Here is a 26244-nt window from a genome sequence, read left to right as displayed (position 1 = left end):
TACCGAAAAAACCGCCACAGATTCTTCACATCAATGCATGATCTTCCGGGCGGGTAGCTCCATGGCCAGGGACACAATCGTCATCGCCCCCACAATAGAGGCCGGTACCAGCCACAATGGCCCCGCCGGCAGTGGACGGGCCAGGAAGCCCACGCTCAGCAGCACCAGCGGCACGGCGGAGAGCACCAGCCCCGACGCCGACGCCCCGGCCCCCACGAGCAGCGCCTCCCAGCGCACCACGCGTCTGAGCTGACGCCGCGTCAGGCCGATCGCGCGCAGCCCGGCGAACTCCTCGCGGCGCGCGGTCGTCGTGGCCACCAGCCGGTTGGCGACCGCCACCAGCACGTAGGCCAGCAGCACGGCGAGCACGGCGACGTTCACCAGCGTCTGGGCCGAGGCCATGGCGGCCTGCGGTCCCTCGGGGCGGCTGTCGAAGCGCAGCTCAGGGCGGCGCGCGAGGTCGCCGAAGTCGGCCGGACGGGCCAGCACCGCGCTGTCCAGGCCGGTCGTCGTGTGCGCCGCGGCCAGGTCGCGCGAGACCACGATCGGGCCGAACCCGAGGGTGCGCCGGTAGGTGGCGGCCACCCGCGCCCGGACCCGCGTGCCGTCGCCCATGATCACGTCCATGGTGTCGCCGACCCGGGCCAGGTGCTCGTCCACCGCGACGGCCGCGCCCTTGAGCCCGGACAGGCGGCCGTCGGCGAGGTCCAGGTCGACCAGGCCCTCGGCGTCCGGGCCGAGCGCCATGGCCGGTCTGGCCATCAGGCCGGGGCTGTCGCCGGTCAGGAGCGGCTCGGTCACCACGGTCGTCATCGCCATGCCCGCCGCCGCCGTCCGCGACCGTACGTCGGCCAGCAGGTCGCGCGGGATGCCGCCGAGGCCGGGGGCGGTGATCGTGACGAGGCCGCGCAGGCCCAGGGCGACCTCGTCGGACCGCGCCCTGGCCATCGTGGTCTGGGTGAGCACGACGCTGAGACCGAGCGTGACGACCATGCCGAGGGCGGCCACCGCTCCGGCGGTGCGCAGCGCGTACCCGTGGCAGTTGTGCACCGCCAGCCAGAGCGGGCCGGGCAGCCGCGTCATGAGCCGCGAGCCGGACACCGCCCGCGCCGCCCCCTGCACCAGCCACGGCCCGGCCAGGGCCAGGCCGATCACCGCCACGATCGCGGCGGTGCTCGGGCCGATCACGGCCGCCTCGCTCCGCACGACCAGCGGCATCACGGACAGCACCAGGGCGGCGAGCATGAGCAGCAGCCCCGCGCGGGTCCGTGCCGGCGACGGCGTGCGCGGCTCGGGGAGCCCGGAGACGACCGGCATGCGCGAGACCCGCAGCGAGCCCGCCCAGGCGGCCACCCGCGTGACGCCGAGCAGCAGCAGCGTCGCGGCCACGGCCGGCAGCGGCCCGTGGACCAGCGGCTGGTCCGCGCGCACGAGCCCGATCCCGGCCAGCAGCTCGCCGAAGCGGGCGGCCAGGAAGTAGCCGAGCGCGGCCCCGGGTGGCACGGCCGGGAGCGCCGCCGCCACGGCCTGGACGGCCACCAGCCTGCGCACCTGGCGCGGGGTCGCGCCGGCCGCGCGCAGCAGGGCGAGGTCGCGGCGCTGCCGGTTGACCGAGAGCGCCAGGCCGCCGCCCACCACGAACCCGACCACCAGCAGGCTGATGCCGCCGATCGAGGACGGCAGGACCAGCAGCAGCCCGCGGCCCGCCGCCGCGCCCGGCGACTCCGCGTCGGCCCGGTCGCGGCCCGTGGCGTACTCGTAGCCGTCGCCCAGCCGGGCCTTCAGCCGGGCGGCCAGCGTCTCGGGGGAGACGCCGGGCGCCGCGCGGACCGCGACGAGGTCCACCGTCGCCGCCCTGCCCGCCGCCCTGCCCGCCGTCCGGGCGGCCAGCGCGGCGGCGACGGGGTCGGGGAAGTACACGCCCGGGGCGTCCACCACGGCCGTCACCCGGTAGGTGGCGGGCGTGCCCGCCGCCGTCACCCGCAGCCGGTCCCCGACCCGGCCGCCGCTCACGGCGATCTCGTCGGCGGCGCGCGGCGCGCGCCCCGCCGTGACCCGCCCGCTCAACCCGAGCGACGACCATCCGTGCCCCGCGGTCGCGGGATCAGCGGTACGCCCCGCCGCCACAGCGCCGACGGCGCCATCACCGGTGGTCCGTGCCGCGCTTCCGGGGACGACGGCGGCGGGGAAGCTGAGGTCACCGGCCACGGCCGTCACCCCCGGCACGCCGGCGGCCGAGGCGACCAGCGAGCCGGGAATCCTGGCGCGCTCGGGCAGCGCGATGTCCGGCTCCTCGGGGCGGGGGATCGACTGGCGCGCCGAGACCACCACGTCCGCGCCCGACAGCCGCAGGGGCGGCTGCGCGCGGAAGGCCGAGTCCACCAGTACGCCGGTCGCCGTCACCAGCGCCATCCCGCCCAGCACCGCCGCGAACACCACGACCAGCCCGCCCGCCTTGGCGAGCGCCAGCGCGAGCCTGATCACGCGACCCGCTCCGCGGTCAGCCGGGCCAGCCGTACGGCCAGGTCCTCGGCGGTCGGAGCGGGCAGGACGTCGAGGACCCGCCCGTCGGCCATCACCACGGTGTCGTGCGCGCGGGCCGCGGCGGCCGGGTCGTGGGTGACCATGACGACGGTCTGGCCCAGGTCGTCGACCAGCTCGCGCAGGAGGTCAAGCACGTGGGCGGCGCTGCGTAGGTCCAGCGCCCCGGTGGGCTCGTCGGCGAACACCACGTCGGGGCGCGCGGCCAGGGCCCGGACGATGGCCGCCCGCTGCTGCTGCCCGCCCGACAGCTCCGTGGGCCGGTGCCGCAGCCGGTCGCGCAGGCCCATCCGGTCGATCAGCTCGCCGAGCCAGGCCCGGTCCGGGCGCACCCCGGCCATCCGCAGCGGCAACGTGATGTTGTCCTCGACGGTGACGGTCGGCAGCAGGTTGTAGGACTGGAACACGTAGCCGAGGTGCTTCCTGCGCCACTCCGTACGCCGGGTCTCCGACATGCGGGTGACCTCGACGCCGCAGATGGTGATCGCGCCGGAGGTCGGCGGCTCCAGGGCGGCCGCGGCCTGGAGCAGGGTGCTCTTGCCCGAGCCCGACGGCCCCATCACGGCTACGAACCGGCCGCGCGGGAAGGCCAGCGAGACGTCGTCGAGAGCGACCACGTCCCCGTAGGTCTTGCTCACCCGCTCCAACATGACGACCGCGCTCATGTCTGTGCTCGTGTCTGTGCCCATGTCTGTGCCCATGTCTGTGCCCATGTCCGCGCTCACGACCGGCGCCCGGCGAGACGCAGGACGACGAGCCCGACGATGCCGCCCACGCCCACCACGCCCGCCGCCAGCCCGACCAGGTTCAGCTCGCCCCCCGTGACGACGTTGGCCACCACGTTCACCGAGGCTCCGGACACCGTCAGCACCCACAGCAGGGCACGCAACGCCGGTCGCCGCGGCCGGGTCCGAGGGCTGTGCGCCGGCCGGTCATATATGTCAATTCTGTACGGATCGCTCATAAAGACGACGCTACGGACATCGGCCTCCGCGCTGAATCCCGCCAGCAACCGAAAGGACGCTACAGACTGCTGTAATACGTCAGGCACAAGACCACGCATCTCGGAGGAAGACACTGTGAAGCGGATCGGCGTCATCGGGGTGGGCGAGATCGGCCGGGCCATCGTGACGGGCCTGTGCGAGGGAGTCGAGCCTCCCGAGGTGTTCCTCTCCCCACGGGGCGCGCGCGCCGCCGCCGAGCTGGCCGGCCGCTACGAGGGGGTCCAGGTGTGCGCCACCAACCAGGAGGTGGTGGACCGCTCCGAGCTGGTCGTCGTCGCCGTACGCCCCCCTGACCGGCACGAGGCGCTGGCCGGCCTGCGCGTGGACGACGACACGATTGTGGTCAACGTGATGGCCGGCGTCGCCCTCGACGACCTGCGCGAGATCCTGGGCACCGGCGCCCCGCTGGTACGCGCCATCCCCCTGCCCGCCGTCCGCGAACGCGACTCCGTCACGGTGACCTGCCCGTCGCACCCGGCGGTGGACGCCCTCTTCGAGCGGCTGGGCGGCGTCCTGCCGGTCGAGGACGAGGCGGCCTTCAACGTCTTCTCCGCGCTGACGGCCACGCTGACCACCCACCTGTCCTACCTGACCACGCTCAGCGCGTGGGCCGCCGGGCACGGCGTCCCGTCCGAGGTCGCGGAAGGCTACGTCCGCGGGCTGTTCCAGGGGCTCGGGCGTGCCCTGGGCGACGAGAGCCGTTCCCTGGCGCAGCTCGCGGCCGACCACGAGACCCCGAACGGCAGCAACGAGCGCGTCCGCACCACCTGGTTCACCCCGGCCAGGTCGCAGTCCCTCACCGAGGTCCTCGACGACCTGCTCGACCGCCTCAACTGACCGCGGGCGCCCCGGCTCCCGGCCTCGGTAGACACGCGGCGACCTGGGTCGTCCCGGCGCGCAGCCCCGGCACCCGCGCCGCCCGCTCCACGTGCAGCGGCACGGGGTCCAGCAACTCCACCTCGTAGCCGTCGGCCAGCAGCCATTCGGCGTGCACGCCGGTGCCGCCGCCCACGTCGAGGACCCGGGCCGGGGGCGGCGGCAGCGTGCGGCGCAGCACGTCCTGGGTGCGCCAGAACTCCAGGCGGCCGCGCCCCTCGCGCAACCGGTCGTGCTCCAGGCCCTGTGCGTAGTAGGCCAGCACCTCTCGAGTCACGGTCATGATCGATGGTGACCGTCCGGCCGCGCGGGCGGCAACGGATTTACCCCCGCCTCAGGGCAGCGGGGTGACGCGGGCCCGCGCGACGGCCTCGGCGCGGTCGGCGGGCAGCAGGTGGCCCGCCGCCAGGGCCCGGTCGGCCGCCCGGGTGACGGCCGCGACGTAGTCCTCCCTGGTGGGGTAGAGCCGGTGGACGCGGGCGGCGGTGAAGGCGGTGGTGGAACCCAGCAGCAGGCAGGCGCCGACGACCTCGCCGCCGGTGTTGGACGGCCCGTACGCGGCCAGCGGCGCGTCCAGGTCGGGCAGCCGGACCCCGCCCAGGGCGTTCCCCTCGGCGTCGCGGACGACGTCGCCCAGCAGCAGGGCGATCCGCGGCCCGGCGACCGGCGCGCCCAGCCCGCGGGCCCAGCGGTCGAGCTGCTGGTAGGCGGCGTTGGACGCGTACCGCCAGGTCATCGCGTTGACCGGCCGGTCGCAGGAGATCGGGCGGCCGTCGTTGATGGCCCGGTCGCGGGCGTTCTGGGCGTTGTACTGGGCCAGCCCGTAGGCGTCGGCGTGCGAGGTGCCCGCGACCTCCCACGTGCGGACGCGGTCGTTGTCGGGCTGCCGGGCGTCGGCGAACGTCCTGACGTCGGTCTCGGACTCGATCTGGAGGACCGGGACGGCGGTGTCGGCGCGGATCCGGGCGACCAGCGGAAGGGAGATCACGCCCTCGCCGACGGGCGCGCCGCCCGGCCCCCGCCCGTGGATCATGATGCCGTCGAAGGCCGGGACGACCGGCTGGATCGCGTTGGCGAACGTGACCAGGCGGCCGGCGGACTGCGAATGCCCGGCGGCCAGCACCACCGCCGGCGCGGACGTCCCCAGCAACGTCGCCGGACGGGCGCGCACCGCCTCGGCCGCCTGGGCGAAGATCGAGTACGACAGCGCGTCGGAGGCCAGCGAGACGGCGCCGTACCGGACGGGGTCCAGGCTCCTTAGTTTGTCGGCGCCCACCTTCTGGGCGGTGACGCCGACGTAGGCGTACCCGGCGCGGGTGTAGTGCTCGTAGGACTGCGACCACTCCACGCCGATGTCCACGCCGAAGCTGACGTTCAGCCACTCCACGACGACGGTGCCGTTGAAGCGGGACGGGTCGGTGGGCCGTTCGACCAGCAGCCGGGTGGTGTAGTCCGGGGTGACGCCGGTCGGGCGGGCCTCCCACGCGCCGTCGCCGGTCCAGACGCCGGCCTTTCTGAAGGTGTCGGCGCGCCCGCTCATCAGGAACTCGTGCTCCTCGTAACCGCGCGCGCCGAGGTCGGCCACGGTGGCCCCGACCGGACGGCCGTGACCCGCGGCGGCCGGGATCTCGGCGACCACGGGCTCCGGAACGGCCGCCGCGGCCGGGGACGCGGGCAGCGCGAGCAGGATCGGCACGGCCCACGCGGCCAGGGCGCGCAGGCGCGCGGGGCCGTTACGGCCTGGTCGGGACATCAGGCGGCTCCTCGGGTGGCTGGGGGTTCTCATCCGGCCAGTCTCCGTTCACCGCCCGCGCCCGGGAATCGGGGAAATCACCGGTCCCGGTACGCGGCTCGGGCGGCGGACACCGGGTCGGCTCCCTCGCGGATCTTTTCCTCGGAAGTATCCCGCGCACTTCGTTATCCGAGCGTATAAATTTATCCCTATGGATAACAACCAGGTCTGGCGGCTCGTCCGGATCCTCTTCGCCGCCGTGCTCCTCCTCTCGATCGCCACGCTCGGCGTGGCCGCCGTCGTCGGCGGCAACTGGGTGGTGTGGCTGCGCGCCGCCGCCGTCGCCGCGGCCTCCGCCTGGCTCGTCTCCCTCGCCGGGCAGGCCGCCCGGGGCAGACGGGCCGCTTACGTGCGCATCCGCTTCGTCTCCGTCGCCGCGCCCGTCGGCGTCCTCGTCATCCTCCTCGCGCCGGACAGCGGCTACCCGATGTGGATGAAGGCCGAGCAGGCCGTGGTCGGCGTCCTGGTCGCCGCCGTCGCGGTCGTCGTCAACCGTCGGGCCGTGCGTGCGGCGTTCCCGAAGCGTGGCAAGCTGGGCTGACATGGAGAGCTCCGGAACCCGTCAGGCGGCCACCGAGGCCCGCAAGGCCCAGATCGCCTCGGCCGCGATCGCCGTGCTCGCCGAGCGGGGTTACGCGGAGACCACGTTCGAGGCCATCTGCGGCCATGCCGGGCTCAGCAGCAAGAGGCTGATCTCCTACCACTTCTCCACCAAGGAGCAGCTCTTCGAGGCCGTCGTGCGGCAGGTCGTCACCGACGCGGCCGCCTTCATGCGGCCGGCGATCGAGGCCGCGTCCGGAGCCCGCGCCCAGCTTGAGGCGTTCATCAGGGCGAACATCGCCTTCATCGCCGCCCACCCCGCCCACGTGCGCGCGGTCCAGCAGATCGCGTTCAACCGCGCGCCCGTGCGCGACGGCGAGCGGGACGCCGCCGTCGCCAGGCTGGTCGCCCTGTTCGAGGACGGCCAGAGCACCGGCGCGTTCCGGGCGTTCGACGGCGTGCTGATGGCCACGTCCCTGCGCGCCTGCATCGACGCGGTGGCCGACCGGGTCGCCGGCGGCCTCGACCCCGTCCACTGCGCGGACGAGCTCGTCGCCCTCTTCGACCGCGCCACCACCGGAACATCCCGGCCGTCCTGACCGGCCGTCGGGCATGATGATCGGCATGCCAGATCTCGTCGATCCCACGGCCGGGCTGCGGACGTCGTTCCTGGAGGCGGTGGCCGAGTTCCAAGCCGACGGCGATGCTCGCGGCGGCGCTGCCGATCGCCCGGCGGCTGGACATCGACCGCGCCCTGGTCCTGTGCGATCGGACGAACGCCGCCTCCCAGCGGGTCATCGAGGCCAACGGCGGCCGGCTCCTCGACGTCACCGAGCGCAAACGCCGCTACCGGGTGCCCACCGGCCCCGGGTAGCCGCTCACCCGGGCTCCGGGCGCAGCAGGAGCTCGATGCCGTCGAGCAGGCGGTGGATGCCGAACTCGAAGATGTTCTCCGGCTCCGACGCCTCGAACGCCTCGTCCCCGAACTCCGACACCATCGGCAGCCGCGCCGCCCCGATGCTGCGCGCGAACGCCTCCTTGCGGGCCCGCGCCCACTCCCGCCGCGAGTGCCGGCTGGTACGGACGGCCTGCGCCTCGTAGGCGAGCGGCACGGCGGCGCTCTGCACGTACGTGCCGATCATGATGGCGACCTGGACGAGCGTGGCGAAGTCGAGCCCCTGGCCGTCGAGCGCGCGCATGCGCCAGTCGGTGTAGGCCATCAGCGCGGGCGCGATCGGCGGCCGGGTGGTGACCGCGACCAGGTGCGACATCCACGGATGCCGCCGGTAGAGCTCCCACTCCAGGCGGGCGGACAGCTCCAGCCTGGCCCGCCAGCCGTCCGGGCCCGGCTCGGGCAGCGGGCGGGCGGCGAAGACGGCGTCGACCATGAGGTCGTTGAGCTCCTCCCGGCTCGGGACGTACCGGTAGAGGGACATCACGCCCACCCCCAGGTCGGTCGCGATCCGGCGCATCGACACCGCGGCGACCCCCTCCCGGTCGGCGAGCGCGACGGCGGCCCGCACGACCCGCCCCTGGTCGAGCGCCGCCTCGGCCGCCCGCCCGGCCGGGGCCGCGGGCTCCTCGGCGGGCGGGGGCTCGGCGAGCCGCGCCCGGTAGGCCCGCGTACGGCAGGCGCGCGAGCAGTAGCGCCGGGGCCGCCCCCGATCCGCCACCCGCAGATCACGCCCGCACACCTCGCACGCCGCCACGCCGCCCCCTTTTCGTCACCGCCGAATTCCGTGACGAAATTATATCCCATCCCCTTTAAGTCGCCTTAATCAGCAATTGATGTACGGTGTATTTATGACTCGTGCACCGTACGACAATTCTGTGACGAAAATGGCTCTGGAGCTCCACCATGTGACGAAACGCCACGGCGACGGCGCCACCGCCGTGACCGCGCTCGACGACGTGTCCCTGGCGATTCCGCACGGCACGTTCACCGCCGTGATGGGCCCGTCGGGCTCGGGCAAGAGCACCCTGCTGCACTGCGCGGCGGGCCTGGACCGGCCCGACTCCGGATCGGTCGTCCTCGACGGCCACCGCCTGGACGGCCTGGACGAGGCGGCGCTGACCCGGTTGCGGCGCGAGCGGATGGGGTTCGTCTTCCAGTCCTTCAATCTGGTGCCCACATTGACGGTGGCGCAGAACGTGGCGCTGCCCATGGAGTTCGCCGGCCGCCGCGCCGACGGACGGCGGGTGCGGGCGCTGCTCACCCGGCTCGGCCTGGGGGAGCGGACGGGACACCGGCCCGGCGAGCTGTCCGGCGGCCAGCAGCAGCGGGTGGCCATCGCCCGCGCGATGCTGGGCGAGCCGGCCGTCGTGTTCGCCGACGAGCCGACCGGCGCGCTCGACACGCAGGCCGCCCGCGAAGTGCTGGGCCTCCTGCGCCACGCCTCCGCCCAGGAGGGACGGACGATCGTGATGGTGACCCACGACCCGGTGGCCGCCTCGTACGCCGACGTCGTGGTGTTCTTCGCCGACGGCCGCGTCGTGGACCACCTGCCGCGCCCCGACGCCGCCACGGTCGCGGCCCGCATGGCCCGCCTGTCGGCGCCGGCCCACGCGGGGGGCGTGCGATGAGGTGGCGGCTGGTTCTCGGCACGATCGGCGCCCACCGGGCGTCCTACCTGGCCTCGGCCGCCGTCATGGCGGCCGGGACCGCGTTGCTCATGGCGTTCGCGAGCCTGCTGGAGACCGGCCTGGCCACCGGCCGCGACCCGGGGTTCCTGGTCACGCTGCCGGCCATCCTGGGCGGCTGGACCCTGGCGATCGTGGCCTTCGGCGTCGTGTCCACCGTGTCACTGACCATCGGGCACCGCGAGCGGGAGCTGGCCCTGCTGCGCTCCATCGCGGCCACCCCGCGCCAGATCCGGCAGAACGTCGTGCTGGAGACGCTCCTCGTGGCCGTTCCCGCGATCGCCGCCGGGCTGCTGCCGGGCGCCGGGCTCGGCGCGGTCGTCCTCGCCCGGCTGGTGGACGGCGGCCTGGTCGAGGCGGGCGTCGAGCTGACGACGGGTCCGGTGAGCGTCGCGATCGGGGCGGGCACGTCACTGGCCGCCGCCCTGGCCGCCGCGCTGATCTCCAGCCGGCGCGCCGCGTCGATCCCGCCGGTGCGGGCGCTGGCCGCCGCCGCGCCCGGCCGCGCGCCCGGCCGGGGCCGCGTCGTCGCCGGCGCGGTGCTGCTGGCGCTGGGGCTGAGCCTGTCGGTGACGACCCTGTTCATGGACGACGGCCCGCTGCTGTCCAGCACCGCCGGCCCCGCGGGCGTCGCCGTCGCGGTCGGCCTGGCCCTGCTCAGCCCGCTCGCCGTACGGCCGGTCGGCCGGCTGGCCGAGGCCAGGCTGGGCGCGGCCGGGCGGCTGGCCGTGCGCAACCTGCACGCCCGCGCCCAGCACACCGGCGGCGTGGCAGGGCCGCTGATCCTCCTGGTCGGCATCGCCGGCGGCACGCTGTCCATGCAGAGCACCGAGGACAGCCTCCACCGCGGGGCCGCCGATGTCAGCGCGCGGCTCGCCCCGGTGAACTACCTGGTCGTCGCCATGATCATCACGTTCACGGCGATCGTCGTGGTCAACACGCTGATCGCCGCCACCCGCCGCCGGGGCCGCGAGTTCGGGCTGCTGCGGCTGTCGGCCGCCACCCGCGGGCAGGTCATGGCGACGGTCGTGGCCGAGGGGGCGGTGACCGCGGTCCTGGCCGTCGTGCTCGGCACGGTCGCCGCCGCGGCGACCACCGTGCCGTACAACCTGGTCAAGACCGGGTCGCCGATGGCCTCAGGGCCCGGCTGGACGTACGCGGCCATCGCCGGGGGCGCGCTGCTGCTCGTCCTGGCGGCCTCGGTCCCCACCGCCGCGGGGGCGCTGCGGGTCAGGCCGGTCGAGGCGATGTCCGCCCCCTGACCGGCGGGGTCAGCCCGCCGTCCAGGCGCGGAGCTTGTCGGGGTTGCGTACGGCCCAGAAGCGGCTGATCCGGTCGTTCGCCACCTCGAAGGCCATCACCACCACGGTCACGCCGTCCTGCTGGGCCACCAGGCCGGGCCGGCCGTTGACCGTGCGCTCCAGGATCGTCAGGCGCGGTCGGCGAGTATCCGCCGGAAGGTGGTGCTGGAGCTCGACGTCACCGCGGCGCGCAGGCCGCTGGGCAGAACCTGACCTCGGGGTAGCGCGAGGACGGCTCGTCCAGGAGGGGCTGCCGCTTCGACTTCAGGTGCAGGTCCAGGAAGGCGGCCACGTACGTGCGGGTGAGCTCGGCCGCGCGCGCCGCGGGCAGGACGCCGTAGGCGGGCCTGATCCCGAGGGCGCCGGCCATCAGCGGGCCGTCGGTGAAGGACTGATGTTCCGCCCCCGACAGCACGAGCCAGCGTTTCCACCCGGTCAGCAGCTTCCAGTCGCGCTCCCACGAGCTGTCGCGACCGCCGGGGACGTGCTGCGGCGAACCCAGGAACAGGAACGGCCGGGAGAACCCGTTCTTGGGGATGCGGGCGTAGGTGGTGCCGTCCATGTCGACGCCGGCGCGCACGCGGGAGTCCTTCACCATGGTCGCCATGGCGCTCGCCCCGCCGATCGACTGGCCGACCATCGCGATCTTGGAACGGTCGATCAGGTCGGAACCATGCCATTTCGCCGGCAGCTGGTCGAGCACGAAGGAGACGTCGGCCGCCCGTCCCGCGACCACCCCCGTGCCGAAGCCCGGGTCGGTGTCGCTGTCGCAGGCCAGGCATTCGGCGACCCGCCCGCCGGGGAAGGTCGTGGCGTAGCTCTCGTAGGTGTGGTCGATCCCGGCCACCACGTACCCGCGGCTGGCCAGGTCCTCGGCCAGGGACGTGAGCGTGTTCATCGGATTGGTGAAGCCGGGGGACAACACCACCAGCGGCAGGTTCCGGCCCGCGGGTTCGGCGTCGGCGACGGCGTTGGTGCGCGTCCCGCTGATCGCGCCGTCCGGCACGCCCCCGACCCCCAGGCGCCGCAGGCGGAGCTCCGCCTCCTTCGGTGTCATGTACGCCGCCCGGGGCCCGTCTCGCCGCTCGGTCGGGTACCACAGGGTGACCTTGAGCTCCCTGGCGTCGACGTCGAGGTTCCAGGGGTCGGGGCGGGAGGCGTCCTTCAGATACAGGGCGGTGGTGCCGACCGGATGGGCGCCGGTCGGGGCGGGCAGCGTGGCGGGCCCGGCCGGCGTGGCCGACGGGGCGGCGGACCGGGGCGGCGTGGGCGCGGAACAGGCGGACGCGGCCAGGACGACCAGTCCCGCGGCCACTGCCAGGAGCCGTCTCATCGAGAGGTCCATTCACTCCTCCAGCAAGGTCAGGGCCTTGGCCAGCGCGGCGTCGCGCCCGGCGGCCGCGTCCCGCGGGGTCGGCGGCACGTGCTGGTCGGGCGGCACGCCGATGCGGTCGATCACCTCGCGGTTCGGCCCGAGATGGTGCCTGGCGGGGAAGCTCAGGCTGGTGTTGTCGGCGAGCAGGTACGGCTGCGCCGGGCCGGAGATGACGCCGGCGGTCCTGGTGCCGACCAGCCGGCCGAGGCGCAGGTCCTTGACCGCGGAGCTGAAGTGCTCGCACGCCGAGGCGCAACCGCGGTCGATGAGCACCACCAGCGGCAGGCCGATCAGCTCGACGGTGTCGTCGGTGCGCGAGGTCTCGCACCTGCCGTCCACGGTGCACTGGTAGGCGGTGACCTTGCCGTGGCCGAACGCGCTGACCAGCCGGGTCACCTCCAGGGGGCTGCCGCCGCCGTTGCCGCGCAGGTCCAGCACGACGCCGGACAGGGGCCGGCCGGTGCGCATCCTGGCGATCGCCTTCAGGGCCCGGTCCGCGGAGTCGGGGGCGAACCCGCGCAGCCGTACGTAGGCGACGTCGTCGTCCAGCAGCTTCGAGGTCACCACTCGCAAGGTGGCCCAGTCCCGCTGGTAGAGGCCGGGCTTGAGCGTCACGTTCCAGCGGCGGCCGGTGCTCTGCCGCAGGAGCCGCAACCGTACCGGGCGCGCCCGCGGGTACGCCGGGTAGAGGGCGGCGATCGCGGGGGTGGCCTTCCCGTCGATGAAGGGCGCCGATCCGTTGACCGACTCGATGACGTCGCCCGGCCGCAGCCCGGCCGCCCGCGCCGGGCCACCCTGCACGGCGGTGACGAACAGCGGGGGGAGGGCGACGCCGGGGTTGCCGTCCACCTGCGGGCCGTAGACGTTCGCCAGGAGGCCCAGGCCGTAGCCGTCGCCGTCGTAGTGGTCGAGGGGCTGTTCGATGTCGTGCGCCCAGCGGGCGTGGTCGTCGCCGAGGCCGGCCACGATGGCCTCAAGGGTGACGACGGCCAGTTTGTCGCGAAGGTCGGGGACCCGATCGGTGGTCCTGCGGTAGGCGGCCTCGAAGGCGGCCCAGTCGGCTTTGCGGTCGCCGGTCAGCGCCGGCATGGTGGCCTCGGGCAGGTCGCGTCCGTTGCGGTTGAGCTCTTGGACCAGGGCGGCGAATCCGGCGCTCAGCAGCGAGCGGGCGTCCAGCGTGGCGCCGCTGTAGTAGGTGCCGAGGATGCAGAAGTAGGCCTGTTCGATGACGTCGATCGTGGTGGCCGTCTCCGGCCCGGGAGCTCCCTGGGGCGGCGCGCAGACCGCACCGCCTGCCGTCCTCGCCTCGCCGCGCGGCGGCGTCGGGGCCGTGCAGGCCGCCGCCAGGAGGAGGGCCAGCCCGGCGGCCGCGATCCTGGTGACGGTCATGACAGGCGCCTGCGGATCCACCAGAAGCAGAACCACGACAGGACGAGGGTGAGCAGGGCGTAGATCCCGGTCTCGATCCACTGGAAGGGCCAGAAGCGCTCAAGGGGCTGGTAGGTCGCCCGCTGCCGATAGCCGAGCCGGTTGATCTCGACCATGCAGCCGTCCCCGGCGCCCGCCGACGGCGCGCAGGGCCCCGACGTGGTGGACACCCGGGCGGCGCCGAAGCCGCCGTCGCCGCCGAGCACGCGCCCGGACGGATCGAGCAGGTCGGTGGACAGCACCCAGGCTCCCGCGTGACCGGGAACGGCCGACCTCAGTTGGATCTCCACATATCCGCCTCGGTCCCGGTTGATGCCGATACCGTCCACGTTCGCCTTGCCGAGTTCGAAGGTCGCGGTGATCGGGGGCATCAGGTGGGGCCGGACCAGCAGCGGCACGGCGAACTGGAAGGCGGCGAAGACGGCCAGCGTGAGCGCCATGGCGGGCAGGGTGCGGCGTACCAGCATGCCCACGGTCACGCCGAGGACGAAGGTGAAGGCCGCGTACCCCATCGGGGTGATGCCGCGCGCGCCGAACACCAGGGGAGCCATCATGGCCAGGTTCTCGGCGGCCGACTTGTCCAGAGGGCCGGACCACCAGGTCACCATGAGACCGCACAGGCCGGCGACGGCCACGGCGGTCAAGCCCATGAGCCCGAGCTTGACCGCCAGCCAGCGGCCGCGGGTGATGCTCTGGTTCCACACCATCAGGTGCGTGCCCGCCTCCAGCTCGCGGGTGATCAACGGCGCTCCCCAGAAGAGCCCGGCGAGGGCGGGCAGGAGCAGCACGACCAGGGTCAGGGCCATGAACGAGGTCTCGTGCCCGCCGAAGAAACGGTTGTAGAAGCGGTCGCAGGTGTCGTCCTGGACGCAGGCCGCGATCCCGGCGGAGTAGTCGGAGGCCAACCCGGGGCCGGTCAGGGCCAGGACGACGCCGAGGACGACGAGCAGGGCGGCCGTCGCCGCGGCCGAGCCGCGGAACTGGCGCCAGGTCAGCCAGATCATCGCCGCACCTCCAGGGCGACTCGCCGGTCGGCGGTGCGCTTGTCCATATAGGCCAGGACGAGGTCCTCCAGACCCAGTGGGGTGACCGTCCAGGCGGGGTCGTGGATCGGGGCCTCGGTGCGGATCACGTACGTGCTCTGGCGGTCGGTGTGGCGCGCGCAGACCACGTGCTGGTCGGCGGGCAGCCGGTCGGGATCGCGGCGCGGGCCGGTGAGCCGGTGATGGGTGGCCAGCAGGTGCTCGACCTCCCCGGACACCTGGACGCGGGAGTCGACCAGCACGATCAGGAAGTCGCACACCCGTTCCAGGTCGGAGACCAGGTGGGAGGAGAGCACCACGCTGAACTCGTGCTCGACCGTGGCCTCCATCAGTCCCTGGAGGAACTCGCGGCGGGCCAGCGGGTCGAGCGAGGCGACCGGCTCGTCCAGGATCAGCAGCTCGGGCCGCTTGGCCAGGCCCAGGGTGAGGGCGAGCTGGGCGCGCTGGCCGCCCGACAGCCTGCCCGCCCGATGGGCGGGATCGAGACCGAGCCGCGCGATCCGGTCCCGCGCCATGGCGGCGTCCCAGCGGGGGTTGAGCCGCGCGCCCAGCCGCAGGTGGTCGGCGACGCTCAGCCCGGCGTAGACGGGGGTGTCCTGGGCGACGAACCCGACCTTGGCCAGTTGCGCCGGGCCGCCGGCGGGACGGCCGTCCAGCACGGTGATGCCGCCCGCCGACGGCTCCAGCTGGCCGCTGGCCAGCTTCAGCAGCGTCGTCTTGCCGGCTCCGTTGGGACCCACCAGCCCCACGACGTGGCCCGCCGGGACGTCGACGGTGCACTCGCGCAGCGCCCAGCGCCTGCCGTACTTCCGGCCCAGTCCCTGGGCCTTCAAGACACTGTTCACGCTATGTCCTCCTGAGTGGCGGTCCGAAAGGTGGTCATGAAGAGGGCCTCGATGCTCTCGTCGTCGAGGCCGGCGCGGCGGGCCTTGGCGAGCCAGCGCCGCAGTTCCAGCCGGAGCGGGCCGTGCGCGGCCAGCGAGGCGTCGGTGAGCGTCGCCGTCACGAACGTCCCCACCCCCGGCCGGGCGGCGACCAGGCCCTCGTGCTCCAGTTCCCGGTAGGCCTTCAGGACGGTGTTGGCGTTGATCGCCAGGTGGGCCACGACCTCCTTGACGGTCGGCATCTGGTCGCCCTCGCGCAGCACGCCGAGCCGCAGCGCGTGCCGTACTTGGTGGACCAGCTGCAGGTACGGCGAGACACCCGACCTGCTGTCCAGGTGGAACTCGATCACCGGCTTCTCCATTTATCTAGCCTGCTAGCACTTTAGAGTCCCAGATGTTAAAGGATCATAAGGAGCGCTGTACAGGCGGCGTGGAGCGCTGGTCGGGAGGCGAGGAAGTCGAAGCGGAAGCCGAGGAGGAACAGTGCCAGCGCGACCCGGCGCAGCGCGTGAGCCGGGCGTGCTGAGCACCGGCATGTGGCCGACGAAGGCCACCGGGTTGTCCACCGGGACGAAGAATTAACCGCATGTGCCGGAAATCGGCCCCGGCTGAGCGGGCGCCCATAATCGGCATATCCAGAAAATTCCTCTTTGTCATAAACGCGCTTGGGCTCTTTTGTTCGACCATTCTTTGTCATTGCCTATTCTGTTCGCGTGCGATGGAACTATGATTTGATTTACCGCATTCCGGCCGGGATGTTTGGCGACAGATTTGCGACATGAATGGACATGTCCGTTTCGTGTCTACGGGATCGACATTTCGCTCAATCGACGGAGGAAGATCGCCATGTTCAAAAAACTGTTGCGTTTCCTTCCCATCGGCCTGGCGGCGGGCTCGCTGCTGGCCTCCGTGGCCCTGTCCGCTCCGGCATCGGCGTCAGCCTCTCCGGCCAGGACGCGGCAGAACGTCGTCACCGTCCTCGGCTACAACAGCACCGACTGGAAATACCTCCAGGTGCCGCCCGCGGACAACGCCCCGCTCTTCTACGCGCCAAACTTCGACGACAGCGGCTGGTCGACCGGGCAGGAGGGCTTCGGCACCACCAACGGCATCTGCGCCTGGAACAACTCCACCAACGTCAAGACGTCCTGGGCGGTGAACACCGACATCCTGGTACGCCACTGGGTGCACATCCCGCGCGACGCACGACTGGTCCGCATCCAGGGAACGATCGACAACGACGCGCAGGTCTACTTCAACGGCCGCCTCGTCCAGACCGTCAAGAGCGGCGGCTGCGCGGCGGGCGCGATCAACGTCGTCGTCCCCGCCAGGGCCATGGAGCGCTGCAACCTCCTGGCCATCCGCGGCCACGACTACGGCGTCGGGACGTACCTGAACGTCGAGGTCAGCTACATCAGGCGGACCCCTTCCGCCTGAACGAGCACCCCAACACCGCCGCGAGCCCCCGGCCCCCCTCGAACTGCGAGGGGCCGGGGGCCTTCTCCACGCCCGGAGAACCTGCATGACGGGTTTGTCGGTGCGCGGCGGGGGTCAGGTCGCCTGTGATCCGCAACCCCGTTCGGCCCCCCGTCAAGGAGTGACGGGCTCGAACGGCGCGTGGTGGACCTCGGCTCGACTGCGGGATCTCTGAGAAGACCGAAGCCATGGACGCCGGGACGCCGCGGCCGGCGCCTGCCGGGACATGGCCCCTGCAGATCGGAGGGCGGGTTCGTCGCCCGGCCTCACCGCTTCGGCCGGAAGTAGTGCCTGACCATGTACGCGGTGACCTGGGCGCCGATCTTGGCGCCCTGCACGTCCGCCGCGCGGGTGTGGATGCCGCCCCAGATGCGGGCCTCGACAACCTCGGCCAGGGCATGGGAGAAGCCGCGGAAGTTCCTGGTGGTGCCCGAATCGGAGCTGTAGCCGCTGAAGGGGATGTCGTCCCTGCCGAAGAAGGAGGCCAGCGCCGACATGCTGGCCGCCGTGAAGCACGTGTGCCCGGAGGTGTAGTCGGGGTGCGGCGGGGTGACGAGCAGCGGCGTCCAGGCCGGGTCGGCCACGGTGCCGGGGTTGCCGTCGGTGTCGGCCAGGCGGATCGCGGTGATCGGCCGCCAGCGGGTCCACGCCGCCTTCTCGTTGAAGCAGGCGGTCGTGGCGTCGGCCTCGGCCAGGTCGACCATGGCGAACATCCGGGCCGCCTGAAGGGGGTTCAGCCGCCGCGTCGTGGCGAGCCGGCGTTTGATCTCCCATTCGGCCAGGTGCCGGTCGTGCCACCAGATCGCGGCCTCGGTCTGGTCCTGCGTCCTGACCGTGCTGTTCGCCGCGCCGATCCGCTTGAGCTCGTTGAGGTCCTTGGCGTAGCGGGAGCTGGTGAGCGCGGGCGGGCCCGAGGTGCGGAACATGGACGCGCCGGGGATGAGGAACGGCTTGAGGTGGCCGACCCAGGCCCCGTCCGAGGCGGACGTGGGCGGCGTCGGCCGCCACTGGCCGGGCTGGTCGCCGATGGGCCAGGTCTGGTCGCCGAACGCCCCGTCGTTCTCCCTGGCGGCGATCATCGCGGCCGCCGCCTGCTCGCCCACGGCGATGCCGCGCCGTTTCGCGCCGCCGTCGGCGATCGTGGTCAGGTACTCGTCGTACTGGGTGGTCAATCGTGCTTGCTGGGCCGGGAAGAGCTTGCTCAGCACGCGGAAGGCCGCGGTGGCGACGGCGGCCTCCGTCGATTCCCCGCCGTCGGCCGAAGGCGCGGTCAGGTACGGCTGGTAGGGGGTGCCGGCGATCGCGTTCACCGCGTCGTAGACGGCTCCGTGCACCATGGCGAAGCTGCGGGCCTGGACTTGCGGCTGCTGGCCGGCGACGTCCCAGATGGCGGTCTGGGCGTTGCGGTCCCAGACGATGACGGCGTTCTCGGGAGGTTGTGAGTGCGACGCGTGCGCGGCTGACAAGCCCGGTCCCGCCTGGATGCCGGCGGCGATGACGAGGACGGCCAGCCATCGTGCGATGACCGGCCGGCGCCTACCACGTGATTGAGGCATTGGAGCAAATTACTATGTCCCGCCATGGCCGTTAAGTGGCTTCGTAATCGAAAAATCGATATCGACACAGCCGAAAACCGTCCGTTCCAAGGGCGGCACAGCCGAAGGGGCGTGCCGGGACGGCGGCACCGCCGCCTCCTGCCCCGACTGCTCCCGGCGCCACTCACCTGAAACCCGGCACCCGCCCGATACGGCCTCGGCGCGCGACTCCCGACCGGCCATGGCGGGCGGGCCGTATGCCTGCGCATCCCGTAACGGACGGGCCAGAATGGGTCGCATGACGACTATGCCGGAGAACCCTATTAAGAGCGCACATTCGTCCCGACTCAACGACTACGACAGCATCGCCGAGGGGTACACGGCCGAGAACGAGACCAGCCTCCTGAACGCGTACTACGAGCGTCCCGCGATGCTGGAGCTCGCCGGGGACGTGACCGGCCGGCGGATCCTCGACGCGGGCTGCGGCTCGGGTGTCCTGTTCGCCGAGCTGGTCGACCGAGGCGCCATCGTCACCGGCATCGACGCGAGCGCCGGGATGCTGGAGCCGGCCCGGCGGCGGCTGGGCGCCGACGCGGACCTGCGGGTCGCCGACCTCGCCGACCCGCTGCCCTTCCCCGACGACGCGTTCGACGACGTCATCGCGTCCCTGGTGCTGCACTACCTGGAGGACTGGGGGCCGACGCTGGCCGAGCTGCGACGTGTGCTGCGGCCTGGCGGCCGGCTCCTCGCCTCGGTCGAGCATCCTCTCGCCATCACCATCACGCAGCACACGGCCGGGGAAAGGCCCAGCTACTTCGGAGTTCGTGAGCGGATCGAGGAATGGACCATGGGAGGGCAGACCGCCCGGCTCGGCTTCTGGGACCGGCCGCTGCACGCGATGACCGAAGCCTTCACCGCGGCGGGCTTTCGCATCAGCGTCATCAGCGAACCGCCGTTCGTGCCGGAAGCCCGCGAGCTGTTCCCCGAGGAGCTCCGCGAGATCGAGCCCACCCGCACGAGGTTCCTGGCCTTCCTGTTCTTCGTCCTGCAAGCGGACTGACGGCGTGCAGGAGGCCGGCGGGGGCGGGTGGGGGCGGGCGGTCCGCGGCAGCGGGCATGAGCGTGGGGTCGCCACCCGGGCCCGTTCGCCATCCCGTGGACGACCATGGCGACCCCGATGAGCGCGGGACCGACCCCCGGCCGCGCCTGAGGTCAGAGACGTTCCCCGCGCTGCACCGCCCGCAGGTCCAGCCAGCCGATCAGCTTGACGTCCTCGCCGTCCAGGACCTCGCGGACGTCGGGGTCGGTGAACAGGGCGAGCTCCCAGCCGCGCTTGGCCGCGCCCGGCATGATCGCGCGCAGCTCGTCGGTGTCCTCGAAGGGGTGGATGTAGATCTCCGTCACGCCCGGACGCAGCGAGCGCAGCAGCCCGATCATGTCCTTCTTGAGCGAGTCGTAGTCGTCGCCGTCGGCCTGCTGGAAGGGCAGCGACCACAGGCGGTCGAGGATGACCACCCCGGCCTCGTCGGCCATCGCGGCCAGGGCCCGCGCCACGGGCTCCAGCTCCTCCGGCGCGCCGGTGCCCTCCAGCGAGCGGGGCAGGCGGAAGGGCAGGCCGAACTCGGCGCACACCGGCAGGACGACGTCCAGGAAGTGGCGGCCGGTGGCCAGGCCGTACAGGCTGCCCATGTGGTTGTCGGCGTGCGAGGGGTCCAGGCCGAGAGCGACGGCCTTGCGGATCTGGTTGACGATCTCCACGCGGACCTCGTCGGGGTCGGCGGACCGTTCGAAGGAGGCGCAGTCGCGGGGGAAGTAGCCGGTCTCGTCCACCAGCGTGGAGACGGGGTGGTCGCGGGTGACCGGGCCCCAGCGGTAGCCCTCCCACTCACTGGTCAGGGTCAGGTGCACCCCGACGTCGAAGCCCGCGGCCTCGGCGGCGGCCTGCGGCGCCCACGGGCAGGGCGTCATCACCGTGGCCGAGCTGATCGCCCTGGCGCGCAGGAGGGAGGTGATGCCGAGGTTGGCCGACCGGCTCATGCCGTAGTCGTCGGCGTTGACGATGAGCAGCCGGTCGTCGGGGGCGTGGCCGAGCCGGGAGGCGAGCGTCATCAGGGGACCCTTCGTAGGTGGAGGCCGGTGGACGGTCAGGGGGCTGTGGCGACGGCGGTGCTGAAGGAGGCCTCGCGGGCGAGCACGGACCGGACCGGATCGAGCAGGGCCGGATCGCCGGACGGCCCGCCGATCACGACGAGCTCAGGCTCGATGACCAGCGCGATGGACGCGATCACCACCGCCAGCCGCTCCGCCACCTGCACCAGGACCCGCCGCGCCCGCACGTCCCCTCACGGGCCAGGGCAGCCCAGCGGCCCCTCGTGGTCGATCGCCTCCAGGACGGCCCGCGCGTTCAGCGCCCACAGCGCCCGCTGGGCGCCCGCCTGGTACCGCTGGCTCAAAGGACCTCACGCGCCGTAGGCCGGAAAGCTTCCTACCGATCGTGCAGCAGCAGAACAACCTCCGTCAATGGCGATCGCCGCGCCGGGGACGCGAGGCCGCGCCGGGTCCGGGTGGCGTACTTGCCGGGCGGGCGTGTGCGCGAGACGGCGGCCGGGTGGCTGACATCCCCGGTCCCCCTCCCGCGGCAGACGGCGGACTGAGCGCCATCGCGGCCGCCGGCGGCCTGCACACCTACCAGCTCCGGCTTCGTCACCCTGGCCACCGAGCCGGCCGACCGCTGGGAACGCCGCGCCGCCGACGGCCCGGTGACGTTCCAGCAGGACCTGAGCGAGCTGTCCCTGCGCATGATCGCCCAGTACGCCCTGGGCGGCGGCCTCGCCGACCCGGCCCGGGTGGTCAGCGCGTTCGAGACCGTGCTGACCATCCACCTGGGCCGCCTGTACGAGCGCGACGACGACCCGGCGCGCGGCGAGCGGGCGCTGGCGTATCTGCGCGAGGTCGTGGACGGGGTCCTGGCCCGCGGCGGCAGCGAACTGGTGACCGCCCTGGCGAAGGCGGACATGTCACCCGCCCGGATCCGGGTCACCGTACTCATGATCATGCTCGCGGCCCACCACACCGCCGGCGTGGCCGTCTCCTGGACCCTGCACCTGCTCGCACGCAACCCCGGCCCCGCCGCGCCACTGGCCGGACCCGCACGCGTTCAGACCCGCCAGGTTCACCCACGAGGAGCAGGCCGCCCGCCACCGCTACGCCTACATCCCCTTCGGCCTCGGGCCGCGCGGCTGCGAGGGCGCTAGCCTGGCCATGGTCGAGGCCGAGCTGGTGCTCGCCGTGCTGCTCAGGAGGTTCGCCTTCGAGCCGGTCGAGGACCACCCCGTGACGCCGGCCGAACGCTTCGTGCTGTGGGCCGAGCACGACATCCGCATGCGCCTGACCACCCGCCGCCCCCTCTGACACTCCGGACGGATGTGGCGGGCCTTGCCTCGGCGTGCCCGCTGGCATATGAGTGATGCACGCTCGTTCGGACGCCGCCCGCACACCGATGCACGGGAGAGTCGATGAACATCCGCGGAAAGGCGACGGCCACTGTGGCGGCCGCCGCCCTGGTCACCCTCACCGCCCTCACCACGGGCGGCCCGCCCGCCTCGGCCCTGACCGCGGCGCCGGGGGTGACGCACGAGGAGAACCCCCGTGTCCCCGTGGGCGCAGCCTGGACCGAGGCGTACTTCCCCTCCTCCGACGGCAGCGGCGTCGAACTCCACGCCGACGTGCTGCGCCCGGCGCACCTGCCGGCCGGCGCGCGGACGCCGGTGATCGTCTCGGTCGGCCCCTACTTCGCCCACGCCGGGCAGACCGGCCCCGAAGGATGGGACCGGGTCGGCCCGTCGGCGCGTTTCCAGGACTTCGTCGACGGCGCCGGGCTGATGGCCCGCGGCTACACCTTCGTGATGGTCGACCTGCGCGGCTTCGGCGGCAGCACCGGCTGCCTGGACTGGGTGGGCCCCGGCGAGCAGGCCGACGTGCGGGCCGCCGTCGAGTGGTCGGCCGCCCAGCCCTGGTCCACCGGCAAGGTCGGCATGTACGGCAAGTCCTACGACGCGGTCACCGGCCTGGTCGGCAACAACCTCAGGCTGCCGGGCCTGAAGGCGGTCGTCGCCCAGGAGCCGGTCTGGAACATGTACAACTACCTGTTCAGCAACAAGGTCCCGCGGCCCAACGTCACGGGCACGCCGGAGGCGTACAACTCGATCGCCACGATGCCGCCGATGGCCGGCGACAGCGACCGGTACAAGGCGAACGCGCAGTACGAGGCCGCCCACCCCGCCTGCCTGACCGACAACATCACCAACAACAACAATCCCGACCTGCGCTCGGCCTACTGGAGGGCGCGCAACCTGGCCGACCGGGCGGCCGGCACCAGCACGCCGCTGCTGGTCACCCAGGGCTTCATCGAGCCCAACACCAAGCCCGAGGACATGGAGGTCTACCTCGCCAACCACCGGGGCCGCGAACGCGGCTGGCTCGGCCAGTGGGAGCACGTGCGCGGCAACGACACCGACGCCCAGGGCCGGCTGTTGCAGGGGCGCGCGGGCTGGTTCGACGAGGTGATGCGGTTCTACGACCAGTACCTGCGCGGCGTGCGTCCCTCGGTGGCCGACCCGGCGTACGCGATCGAGGACAGCCTCGGCCTGTGGCGTGCCCAGCCGGCCTGGCCGGTGGTCACGACGTCGTACGAGGCCCGGCTGTCCGCCGGCGCGTACGTGGACGACGGCGGCGGCGCCGCGACGGCGACCTCGACCCCCTCGGGCCGCTGGGACATGGAGCACGCGCCGCCGCTCGAACCGCTCTCCACCGCCGAGAAGAGCTCGGCCAGGCAGAGCGCGTCCGCTTCGAGCAGCTACTGGACCTGGTCCACGCCCGCCGCCGAGAAGCTCAGGCTCACCGGCACGCCGAGGATCAGGCTGGACGCGAGCACGAACGGGAACGTCATGGTCCGCCTGTGGGACGTTGCCCCCGACGGCCGGGCGACCATGTTCGACGAGAACGTCGCCCTCCTGGAGCGCGGCGGCCCGGTCGCGTTCGACCTGAAGTCGCCCGACTGGACGTTCGAGCGGGGCCACCGGCTGGGCGTCCAGATCGGGACCATCGAGTCCAACGGCTGGCTGGACGTGCCCTCGGGCAACACGATCAAGGTCTCCGGCGCGCGGCTGAGCCTCGACCTGTTGTCCGCGCGGCCCGACGTGCCCACCCAGGGGGACCGCTCGCCGTACCTGGACCGGTACCTCGCGGCCTACACCACCACGCTCGGCGGCGTCGGCGCGGGCACCTTCCCGCTGCGGCCGTCCCGCCGCTGACCGGCCCGGGCCGGTCAGCGGCAGAGGGCCGGAGGCCGAAGCGCTCCGCGGCGTCCGGCCTTCGCCCGGCCGCCGCGGAACCGAGAGCTGGGTTGGAGACCCTCGGCCGCGGGCCGTCACGCCTCGACGTCGTGCCGGTCGCACAGGAGATGCCGGTCACCCGGCGCCTGTGACAGTGATCCACGCCACATGGGGCGATTTGGGGTGACGCCGGTGTCAAGGTTGCATACTTTCCGCATGATTTTCACGCAGGCAGAGCTCGACTACCTGGCCGGACAGCACCTCGGCCGCCTGGCCACCGTCTCCCCGTCCGGAGACGTGCAGAACAACCCCGTGGGCTTCTTCGTGGACGCCGCCTCCGGCACGATCACCATCGGCGGGCACGCGATGGGGGCCTCCAAGAAGTTCAGGAACGTCCAGCAGGGCAGCACGGTCGCCCTCGTCGTGGACGATCTGGCCTCGGTCGACCCGTGGGTGGTGCGCGGCATCGAGATCCGGGGCACGGCGGTGGCCTCGGCCGACCATGAGCCGCCGGTGCCGTACTTCTCGCGGGAGGTCATCACGATCACCCCCGTGAGGATCATCTCGTGGGGGATCGACGGAGGACGGTCGTCCCGGATCGTCTGAGAAGCGCGGGCCGTCAGCGCGGCGGGCGCCAGCCGTGCGCGAGGAGGTCGAAGACCTGCTCGACGGCCCCGCGAAGATCCTTGCGCCCCCGCGTGAGCGCCGGCGTCTCCAGGACGAACCGGGCGAGCGCGTGGCAGGCGACGTCGTCGGGGTCCACGCCCGCGTCCTCGGCGACGGCCGCGCCGAGGGCGGCGGCGTGCCGGGTCCACATCCGTTCGTAGTACTCCAGCAGCGCCGGCGTGGACTCCACGAGCGCGGTGAACTCGGCCCGCAGCGGATGGCCCGCGACCGGCGGCCAGGACGCCAGCACGTGCGCGCGCAGCGCCTCGACGACGCTCTGCCCCTCGGGACGCCCGCGCACCGCCGCCACCAGCTCCGCCTCCCGGTCCTCCTCCTCGTCGAAGACCAGCGCCTCCTTGCTCGGGAAGTGCTTGAACAGCGTGGTGGTCGACACGTCGGCCGCCTCGGCGACGTCCCTGACGCTCACCCGGTCGTAGCCGCGCTCGAAGAACAGCCGCAGGGCGGCGTCGGCGATGGCCTTGCGGGTGGCGGCCTTCTTGCGTTCGCGGCGGCCGGTGACGGGTGGCGTGTCCATGCCGCCCACCCTAGCAAAAGGTGGCATGAGGCAATAAGTGGACCTGTTGCACTTTTGTATTCGTTCTGGTTTTCTGGGTCCGTACCCACCCGGAACCGTGAACGAGAGGTTCAGCCATGCGCTCACCCGCACCCGCCGCCGCGCGGATCCACGTCGTCGGGGCAGGCCCCGGAGGGCTCACCTGCGCCCGCGTCCTGCAGCGGCACGGCATCCCCGTGACCGTCCACGAGCGCGACCCCCACCCGCGGGCGCGCGACCAGGGCGGCACGCTCGACCTGCACGCCGACGACGGGCAGGTGGCCCTGCGCGAGGCCGGCCTGCTCGACGACTTCTTCCTGCTGGCACGCCCGGAAGGGCAGGAGATGCGCCTGCTCGACCCGGCCGGACGGCTGCTGGACCACCACGTCCCGGCCGAGGACGAGTTCTTCAAGCCGGAGATCGACCGGGGCGCGCTGCGCGACCTGCTGCTCGGCTCGCTAGAGCCGGGGACCGTGCGGTGGGGCCGGGCCGTCGAGCGGGTCACCGGCCCGGCCGGCGGCCCGCGACGGGTGCACTTCACCGACGGCACGTCCGTCGAGGCGGACCTGGTCATAGGGGCCGACGGCGCGTTCTCCCGGGTGCGGCCGGCGGTCTCGGCGGCCGTGCCGCGCTACACCGGGGTCACCTTCCTGGAGGCGTGGTTCCAGGACGTCGACAACGCGCACCCCGACCTCGCCGCGCTCGTCGGCCAGGGCGGCGCCACCGCGGCCGACGGCGACCGCGCCCTGTTCGCCCAGCGCAACGGCGGCGACCACATCCGCGTCTACGTCATCCAGCGCCTGCCCGCCGGCTGGCTCGCCGCGAACGGCCTGAACGCCGGCGACACCGACGGGATCCGCTCCTGGCTGCTCGACGCCTTCTCCGGCTGGTCGCCGTCCCTGCTGCGGATGATCACCGGCAACGACGGGCCGTACGTCGATCGTCCGCTGTTCGCGCTGCCCGTCCCGTACGCGTGGGAGCGGTCGGCGAGCGTGACCCTGCTCGGCGACGCCGCCCATCTCATGCCGCCGCTCGGCGTCGGCGCCAACCTGGCCGTGCTGGACGCCTGCGAACTCGCCCTCGCGCTGGCCGGCTCCGCCACGGTGGCCGAGGCCGTGGCCGCGTACGAGACGACCATGCTCCCGCGCGCGGCGGACGCGGCCCGGGCCCTTGAGCACGGCGCCGAGGCCCTGCTCGAACGGCACCAGAGCGGCGAGCTCGCCACCCTCGCCCCGCCCCGCCGCTGACCCCGGCGCC

Annotated in this window: 27 protein-coding genes and 1 pseudogene; 13 read left to right on the top strand and 15 right to left on the bottom strand. The window is 73.1% G+C overall.

Annotated elements, in window-relative coordinates; all coding sequences use genetic code 11:
• Nucleotides 1–30 precede the first annotated feature (30 nt).
• From ACIHAD_RS44785 to ACIHAD_RS44775, 3 genes are read right to left on the bottom strand one after another with little or no spacing between them, the layout of a single operon-like run.
• On the bottom strand, nt 31–2484 hold the full coding sequence (locus ACIHAD_RS44785) for an FtsX-like permease family protein (protein WP_397360948.1): 2454 nt from the start codon (nt 2482–2484) through the stop codon (nt 31–33).
• The gene (locus ACIHAD_RS44780) at nt 2481–3206 is read right to left on the bottom strand and encodes an ABC transporter ATP-binding protein (protein WP_397360947.1); all 726 of its coding nucleotides are present in this window, start codon (nt 3204–3206) and stop codon (nt 2481–2483) included. Before ACIHAD_RS44780 ends, ACIHAD_RS44785 begins: the two co-directional genes overlap by 4 nt.
• 56 nt (nt 3207–3262) lie before the next feature.
• Nucleotides 3263–3430 (bottom strand): hypothetical protein, encoded by a 168-nt coding sequence (locus tag ACIHAD_RS44775; RefSeq protein WP_397360946.1) that lies wholly within the window; start codon nt 3428–3430, stop codon nt 3263–3265.
• A gap of 190 nt (nt 3431–3620) precedes the next feature.
• On the opposite strand from ACIHAD_RS44775, the gene ACIHAD_RS44770 reads away from it, so the two are divergent.
• The gene (locus ACIHAD_RS44770) at nt 3621–4382 is read left to right on the top strand and encodes an NAD(P)-binding domain-containing protein (RefSeq protein ID WP_397360945.1); all 762 of its coding nucleotides are present in this window, start codon (nt 3621–3623) and stop codon (nt 4380–4382) included.
• On the opposite strand, the gene ACIHAD_RS44765 is transcribed toward ACIHAD_RS44770, so the two are convergent.
• Both ACIHAD_RS44765 and ACIHAD_RS44760 read right to left on the bottom strand, forming a co-directional pair.
• Entirely contained in the window at nt 4375–4704 is a 330-nt protein-coding gene (locus ACIHAD_RS44765) for a class I SAM-dependent methyltransferase (protein ID WP_397360944.1), read from the bottom strand. The two genes, ACIHAD_RS44770 and ACIHAD_RS44765, sit on opposite strands and share 8 nt — an antisense overlap.
• Nucleotides 4705–4755: 51 nt before the next feature.
• On the bottom strand, nt 4756–6174 hold the full coding sequence (locus tag ACIHAD_RS44760; protein WP_397360943.1) for an alpha/beta hydrolase domain-containing protein: 1419 nt from the start codon (nt 6172–6174) through the stop codon (nt 4756–4758).
• 190 nt (nt 6175–6364) lie between these two features.
• Here ACIHAD_RS44760 and ACIHAD_RS44755 point away from each other — a divergent pair, with 190 nt between their 5' ends.
• The 3 genes from ACIHAD_RS44755 (at nt 6365) to ACIHAD_RS44745 (ending at nt 7627) form a co-directional block, all read left to right on the top strand.
• Nucleotides 6365–6754, top strand: coding sequence for a hypothetical protein (locus tag ACIHAD_RS44755; RefSeq protein WP_397360942.1), 390 nt, complete (start codon nt 6365–6367; stop codon nt 6752–6754).
• A 1-nt stretch (nt 6755) separates the two neighbouring features.
• Complete coding sequence (locus ACIHAD_RS44750) at nt 6756–7352, top strand: TetR/AcrR family transcriptional regulator (protein ID WP_397360941.1); 597 nt, start codon at nt 6756–6758, stop codon at nt 7350–7352.
• A gap of 104 nt (nt 7353–7456) precedes the next feature.
• Complete coding sequence (locus ACIHAD_RS44745; RefSeq protein WP_397360940.1) at nt 7457–7627, top strand: GNAT family N-acetyltransferase; 171 nt, start codon at nt 7457–7459, stop codon at nt 7625–7627.
• Nucleotides 7628–7631: 4 nt separating this feature from the next.
• On the opposite strand, the gene ACIHAD_RS44740 is transcribed toward ACIHAD_RS44745, so the two are convergent.
• On the bottom strand, nt 7632–8462 hold the full coding sequence (locus ACIHAD_RS44740) for a TetR/AcrR family transcriptional regulator (protein ID WP_397360939.1): 831 nt from the start codon (nt 8460–8462) through the stop codon (nt 7632–7634).
• Between the two features lie 130 nt (nt 8463–8592).
• Between ACIHAD_RS44740 and ACIHAD_RS44735 the strand changes: the two genes are divergently transcribed.
• Both ACIHAD_RS44735 and ACIHAD_RS44730 read left to right on the top strand, forming a co-directional pair.
• Nucleotides 8593–9336: an ABC transporter ATP-binding protein gene (locus ACIHAD_RS44735; RefSeq protein ID WP_397360958.1), complete on the top strand. Its 744-nt coding sequence runs from the start codon at nt 8593–8595 to the stop codon at nt 9334–9336.
• Nucleotides 9333–10655 carry an FtsX-like permease family protein gene (locus tag ACIHAD_RS44730; RefSeq protein ID WP_397360938.1) on the top strand — a complete coding sequence of 441 codons (1323 nt, stop codon included), beginning with the start codon at nt 9333–9335 and terminating at the stop codon, nt 10653–10655. The genes ACIHAD_RS44735 and ACIHAD_RS44730 overlap by 4 nt, the downstream gene beginning before the upstream one ends.
• A 217-nt stretch (nt 10656–10872) precedes the next feature.
• On the opposite strand, the gene ACIHAD_RS44725 is transcribed toward ACIHAD_RS44730, so the two are convergent.
• Genes ACIHAD_RS44725 through ACIHAD_RS44705 form a run of 5 tightly spaced genes read right to left on the bottom strand, consistent with a single transcriptional unit; the run spans nt 10873 to nt 15786 of the window.
• A complete protein-coding gene (locus ACIHAD_RS44725) occupies nt 10873–12027 on the bottom strand; it encodes an alpha/beta hydrolase family protein (RefSeq protein ID WP_397360937.1) in 1155 nt (384 codons plus the stop codon).
• A gap of 12 nt (nt 12028–12039) precedes the next feature.
• Nucleotides 12040–13458: a S41 family peptidase gene (locus ACIHAD_RS44720; protein ID WP_397360936.1), complete on the bottom strand. Its 1419-nt coding sequence runs from the start codon at nt 13456–13458 to the stop codon at nt 12040–12042.
• On the bottom strand, nt 13455–14501 hold the full coding sequence (locus ACIHAD_RS44715; protein WP_397360935.1) for an ABC transporter permease: 1047 nt from the start codon (nt 14499–14501) through the stop codon (nt 13455–13457). Before ACIHAD_RS44715 ends, ACIHAD_RS44720 begins: the two co-directional genes overlap by 4 nt.
• Complete coding sequence (locus tag ACIHAD_RS44710) at nt 14498–15385, bottom strand: ABC transporter ATP-binding protein (protein ID WP_397360934.1); 888 nt, start codon at nt 15383–15385, stop codon at nt 14498–14500. The genes ACIHAD_RS44715 and ACIHAD_RS44710 overlap by 4 nt, the downstream gene beginning before the upstream one ends.
• Nucleotides 15382–15786 (bottom strand): GntR family transcriptional regulator, encoded by a 405-nt coding sequence (locus ACIHAD_RS44705; protein WP_397360933.1) that lies wholly within the window; start codon nt 15784–15786, stop codon nt 15382–15384. Before ACIHAD_RS44705 ends, ACIHAD_RS44710 begins: the two co-directional genes overlap by 4 nt.
• 484 nt (nt 15787–16270) lie before the next feature.
• Between ACIHAD_RS44705 and ACIHAD_RS44700 the strand changes: the two genes are divergently transcribed.
• Nucleotides 16271–16861 (top strand): hypothetical protein, encoded by a 591-nt coding sequence (locus ACIHAD_RS44700; protein WP_397360932.1) that lies wholly within the window; start codon nt 16271–16273, stop codon nt 16859–16861.
• 305 nt (nt 16862–17166) lie between these two features.
• Here ACIHAD_RS44700 and ACIHAD_RS44695 read toward each other — a convergent pair whose 3' ends face one another.
• Nucleotides 17167–18456, bottom strand: a complete 1290-nt coding sequence (locus tag ACIHAD_RS44695) for a hypothetical protein (protein ID WP_397360931.1) — start codon at nt 18454–18456, stop codon at nt 17167–17169.
• 268 nt (nt 18457–18724) lie between these two features.
• Between ACIHAD_RS44695 and ACIHAD_RS44690 the strand changes: the two genes are divergently transcribed.
• A complete protein-coding gene (locus ACIHAD_RS44690; RefSeq protein ID WP_397360930.1) occupies nt 18725–19495 on the top strand; it encodes a class I SAM-dependent methyltransferase in 771 nt (256 codons plus the stop codon).
• Between the two features lie 152 nt (nt 19496–19647).
• Here ACIHAD_RS44690 and ACIHAD_RS44685 read toward each other — a convergent pair whose 3' ends face one another.
• Nucleotides 19648–20544, bottom strand: a complete 897-nt coding sequence (locus tag ACIHAD_RS44685) for a polysaccharide deacetylase family protein (protein ID WP_397360929.1) — start codon at nt 20542–20544, stop codon at nt 19648–19650.
• A gap of 35 nt (nt 20545–20579) precedes the next feature.
• Complete coding sequence (locus ACIHAD_RS44680) at nt 20580–20771, bottom strand: hypothetical protein (protein WP_397360928.1); 192 nt, start codon at nt 20769–20771, stop codon at nt 20580–20582.
• Between the two features lie 423 nt (nt 20772–21194).
• On the opposite strand from ACIHAD_RS44680, the gene ACIHAD_RS44675 reads away from it, so the two are divergent.
• The 4 genes and pseudogenes from ACIHAD_RS44675 to ACIHAD_RS44660 all read left to right on the top strand — a co-directional run bounded on the left by ACIHAD_RS44675 (nt 21195) and on the right by ACIHAD_RS44660 (nt 24374).
• A complete protein-coding gene (locus tag ACIHAD_RS44675; protein WP_397360927.1) occupies nt 21195–21689 on the top strand; it encodes a hypothetical protein in 495 nt (164 codons plus the stop codon).
• Nucleotides 21625–21846, top strand: a pseudogene (locus tag ACIHAD_RS44670) (cytochrome P450); the annotation flags it as partial. The gene ACIHAD_RS44675 and the pseudogene ACIHAD_RS44670, both read left to right, overlap by 65 nt.
• 104 nt (nt 21847–21950) lie before the next feature.
• Nucleotides 21951–23747, top strand: a complete 1797-nt coding sequence (locus tag ACIHAD_RS44665) for a CocE/NonD family hydrolase (protein WP_397360926.1) — start codon at nt 21951–21953, stop codon at nt 23745–23747.
• 237 nt (nt 23748–23984) lie between these two features.
• Nucleotides 23985–24374 (top strand): PPOX class F420-dependent oxidoreductase, encoded by a 390-nt coding sequence (locus tag ACIHAD_RS44660; protein WP_397360925.1) that lies wholly within the window; start codon nt 23985–23987, stop codon nt 24372–24374.
• 13 nt (nt 24375–24387) lie between these two features.
• On the opposite strand, the gene ACIHAD_RS44655 is transcribed toward ACIHAD_RS44660, so the two are convergent.
• Nucleotides 24388–24969 (bottom strand): TetR/AcrR family transcriptional regulator, encoded by a 582-nt coding sequence (locus ACIHAD_RS44655; protein ID WP_397360924.1) that lies wholly within the window; start codon nt 24967–24969, stop codon nt 24388–24390.
• A gap of 116 nt (nt 24970–25085) precedes the next feature.
• On the opposite strand from ACIHAD_RS44655, the gene ACIHAD_RS44650 reads away from it, so the two are divergent.
• A complete protein-coding gene (locus ACIHAD_RS44650; protein WP_397360923.1) occupies nt 25086–26234 on the top strand; it encodes an FAD-dependent oxidoreductase in 1149 nt (382 codons plus the stop codon).
• Nucleotides 26235–26244: the final 10 nt, after the last annotated feature.

Source organism: Nonomuraea sp. NPDC052265 (assembly GCF_044547985.1).
Taxonomy (GTDB): Bacteria; Actinomycetota; Actinomycetes; order Streptosporangiales; family Streptosporangiaceae; genus Nonomuraea.
This window is presented reverse-complemented; position numbering and strand designations above follow the sequence as displayed.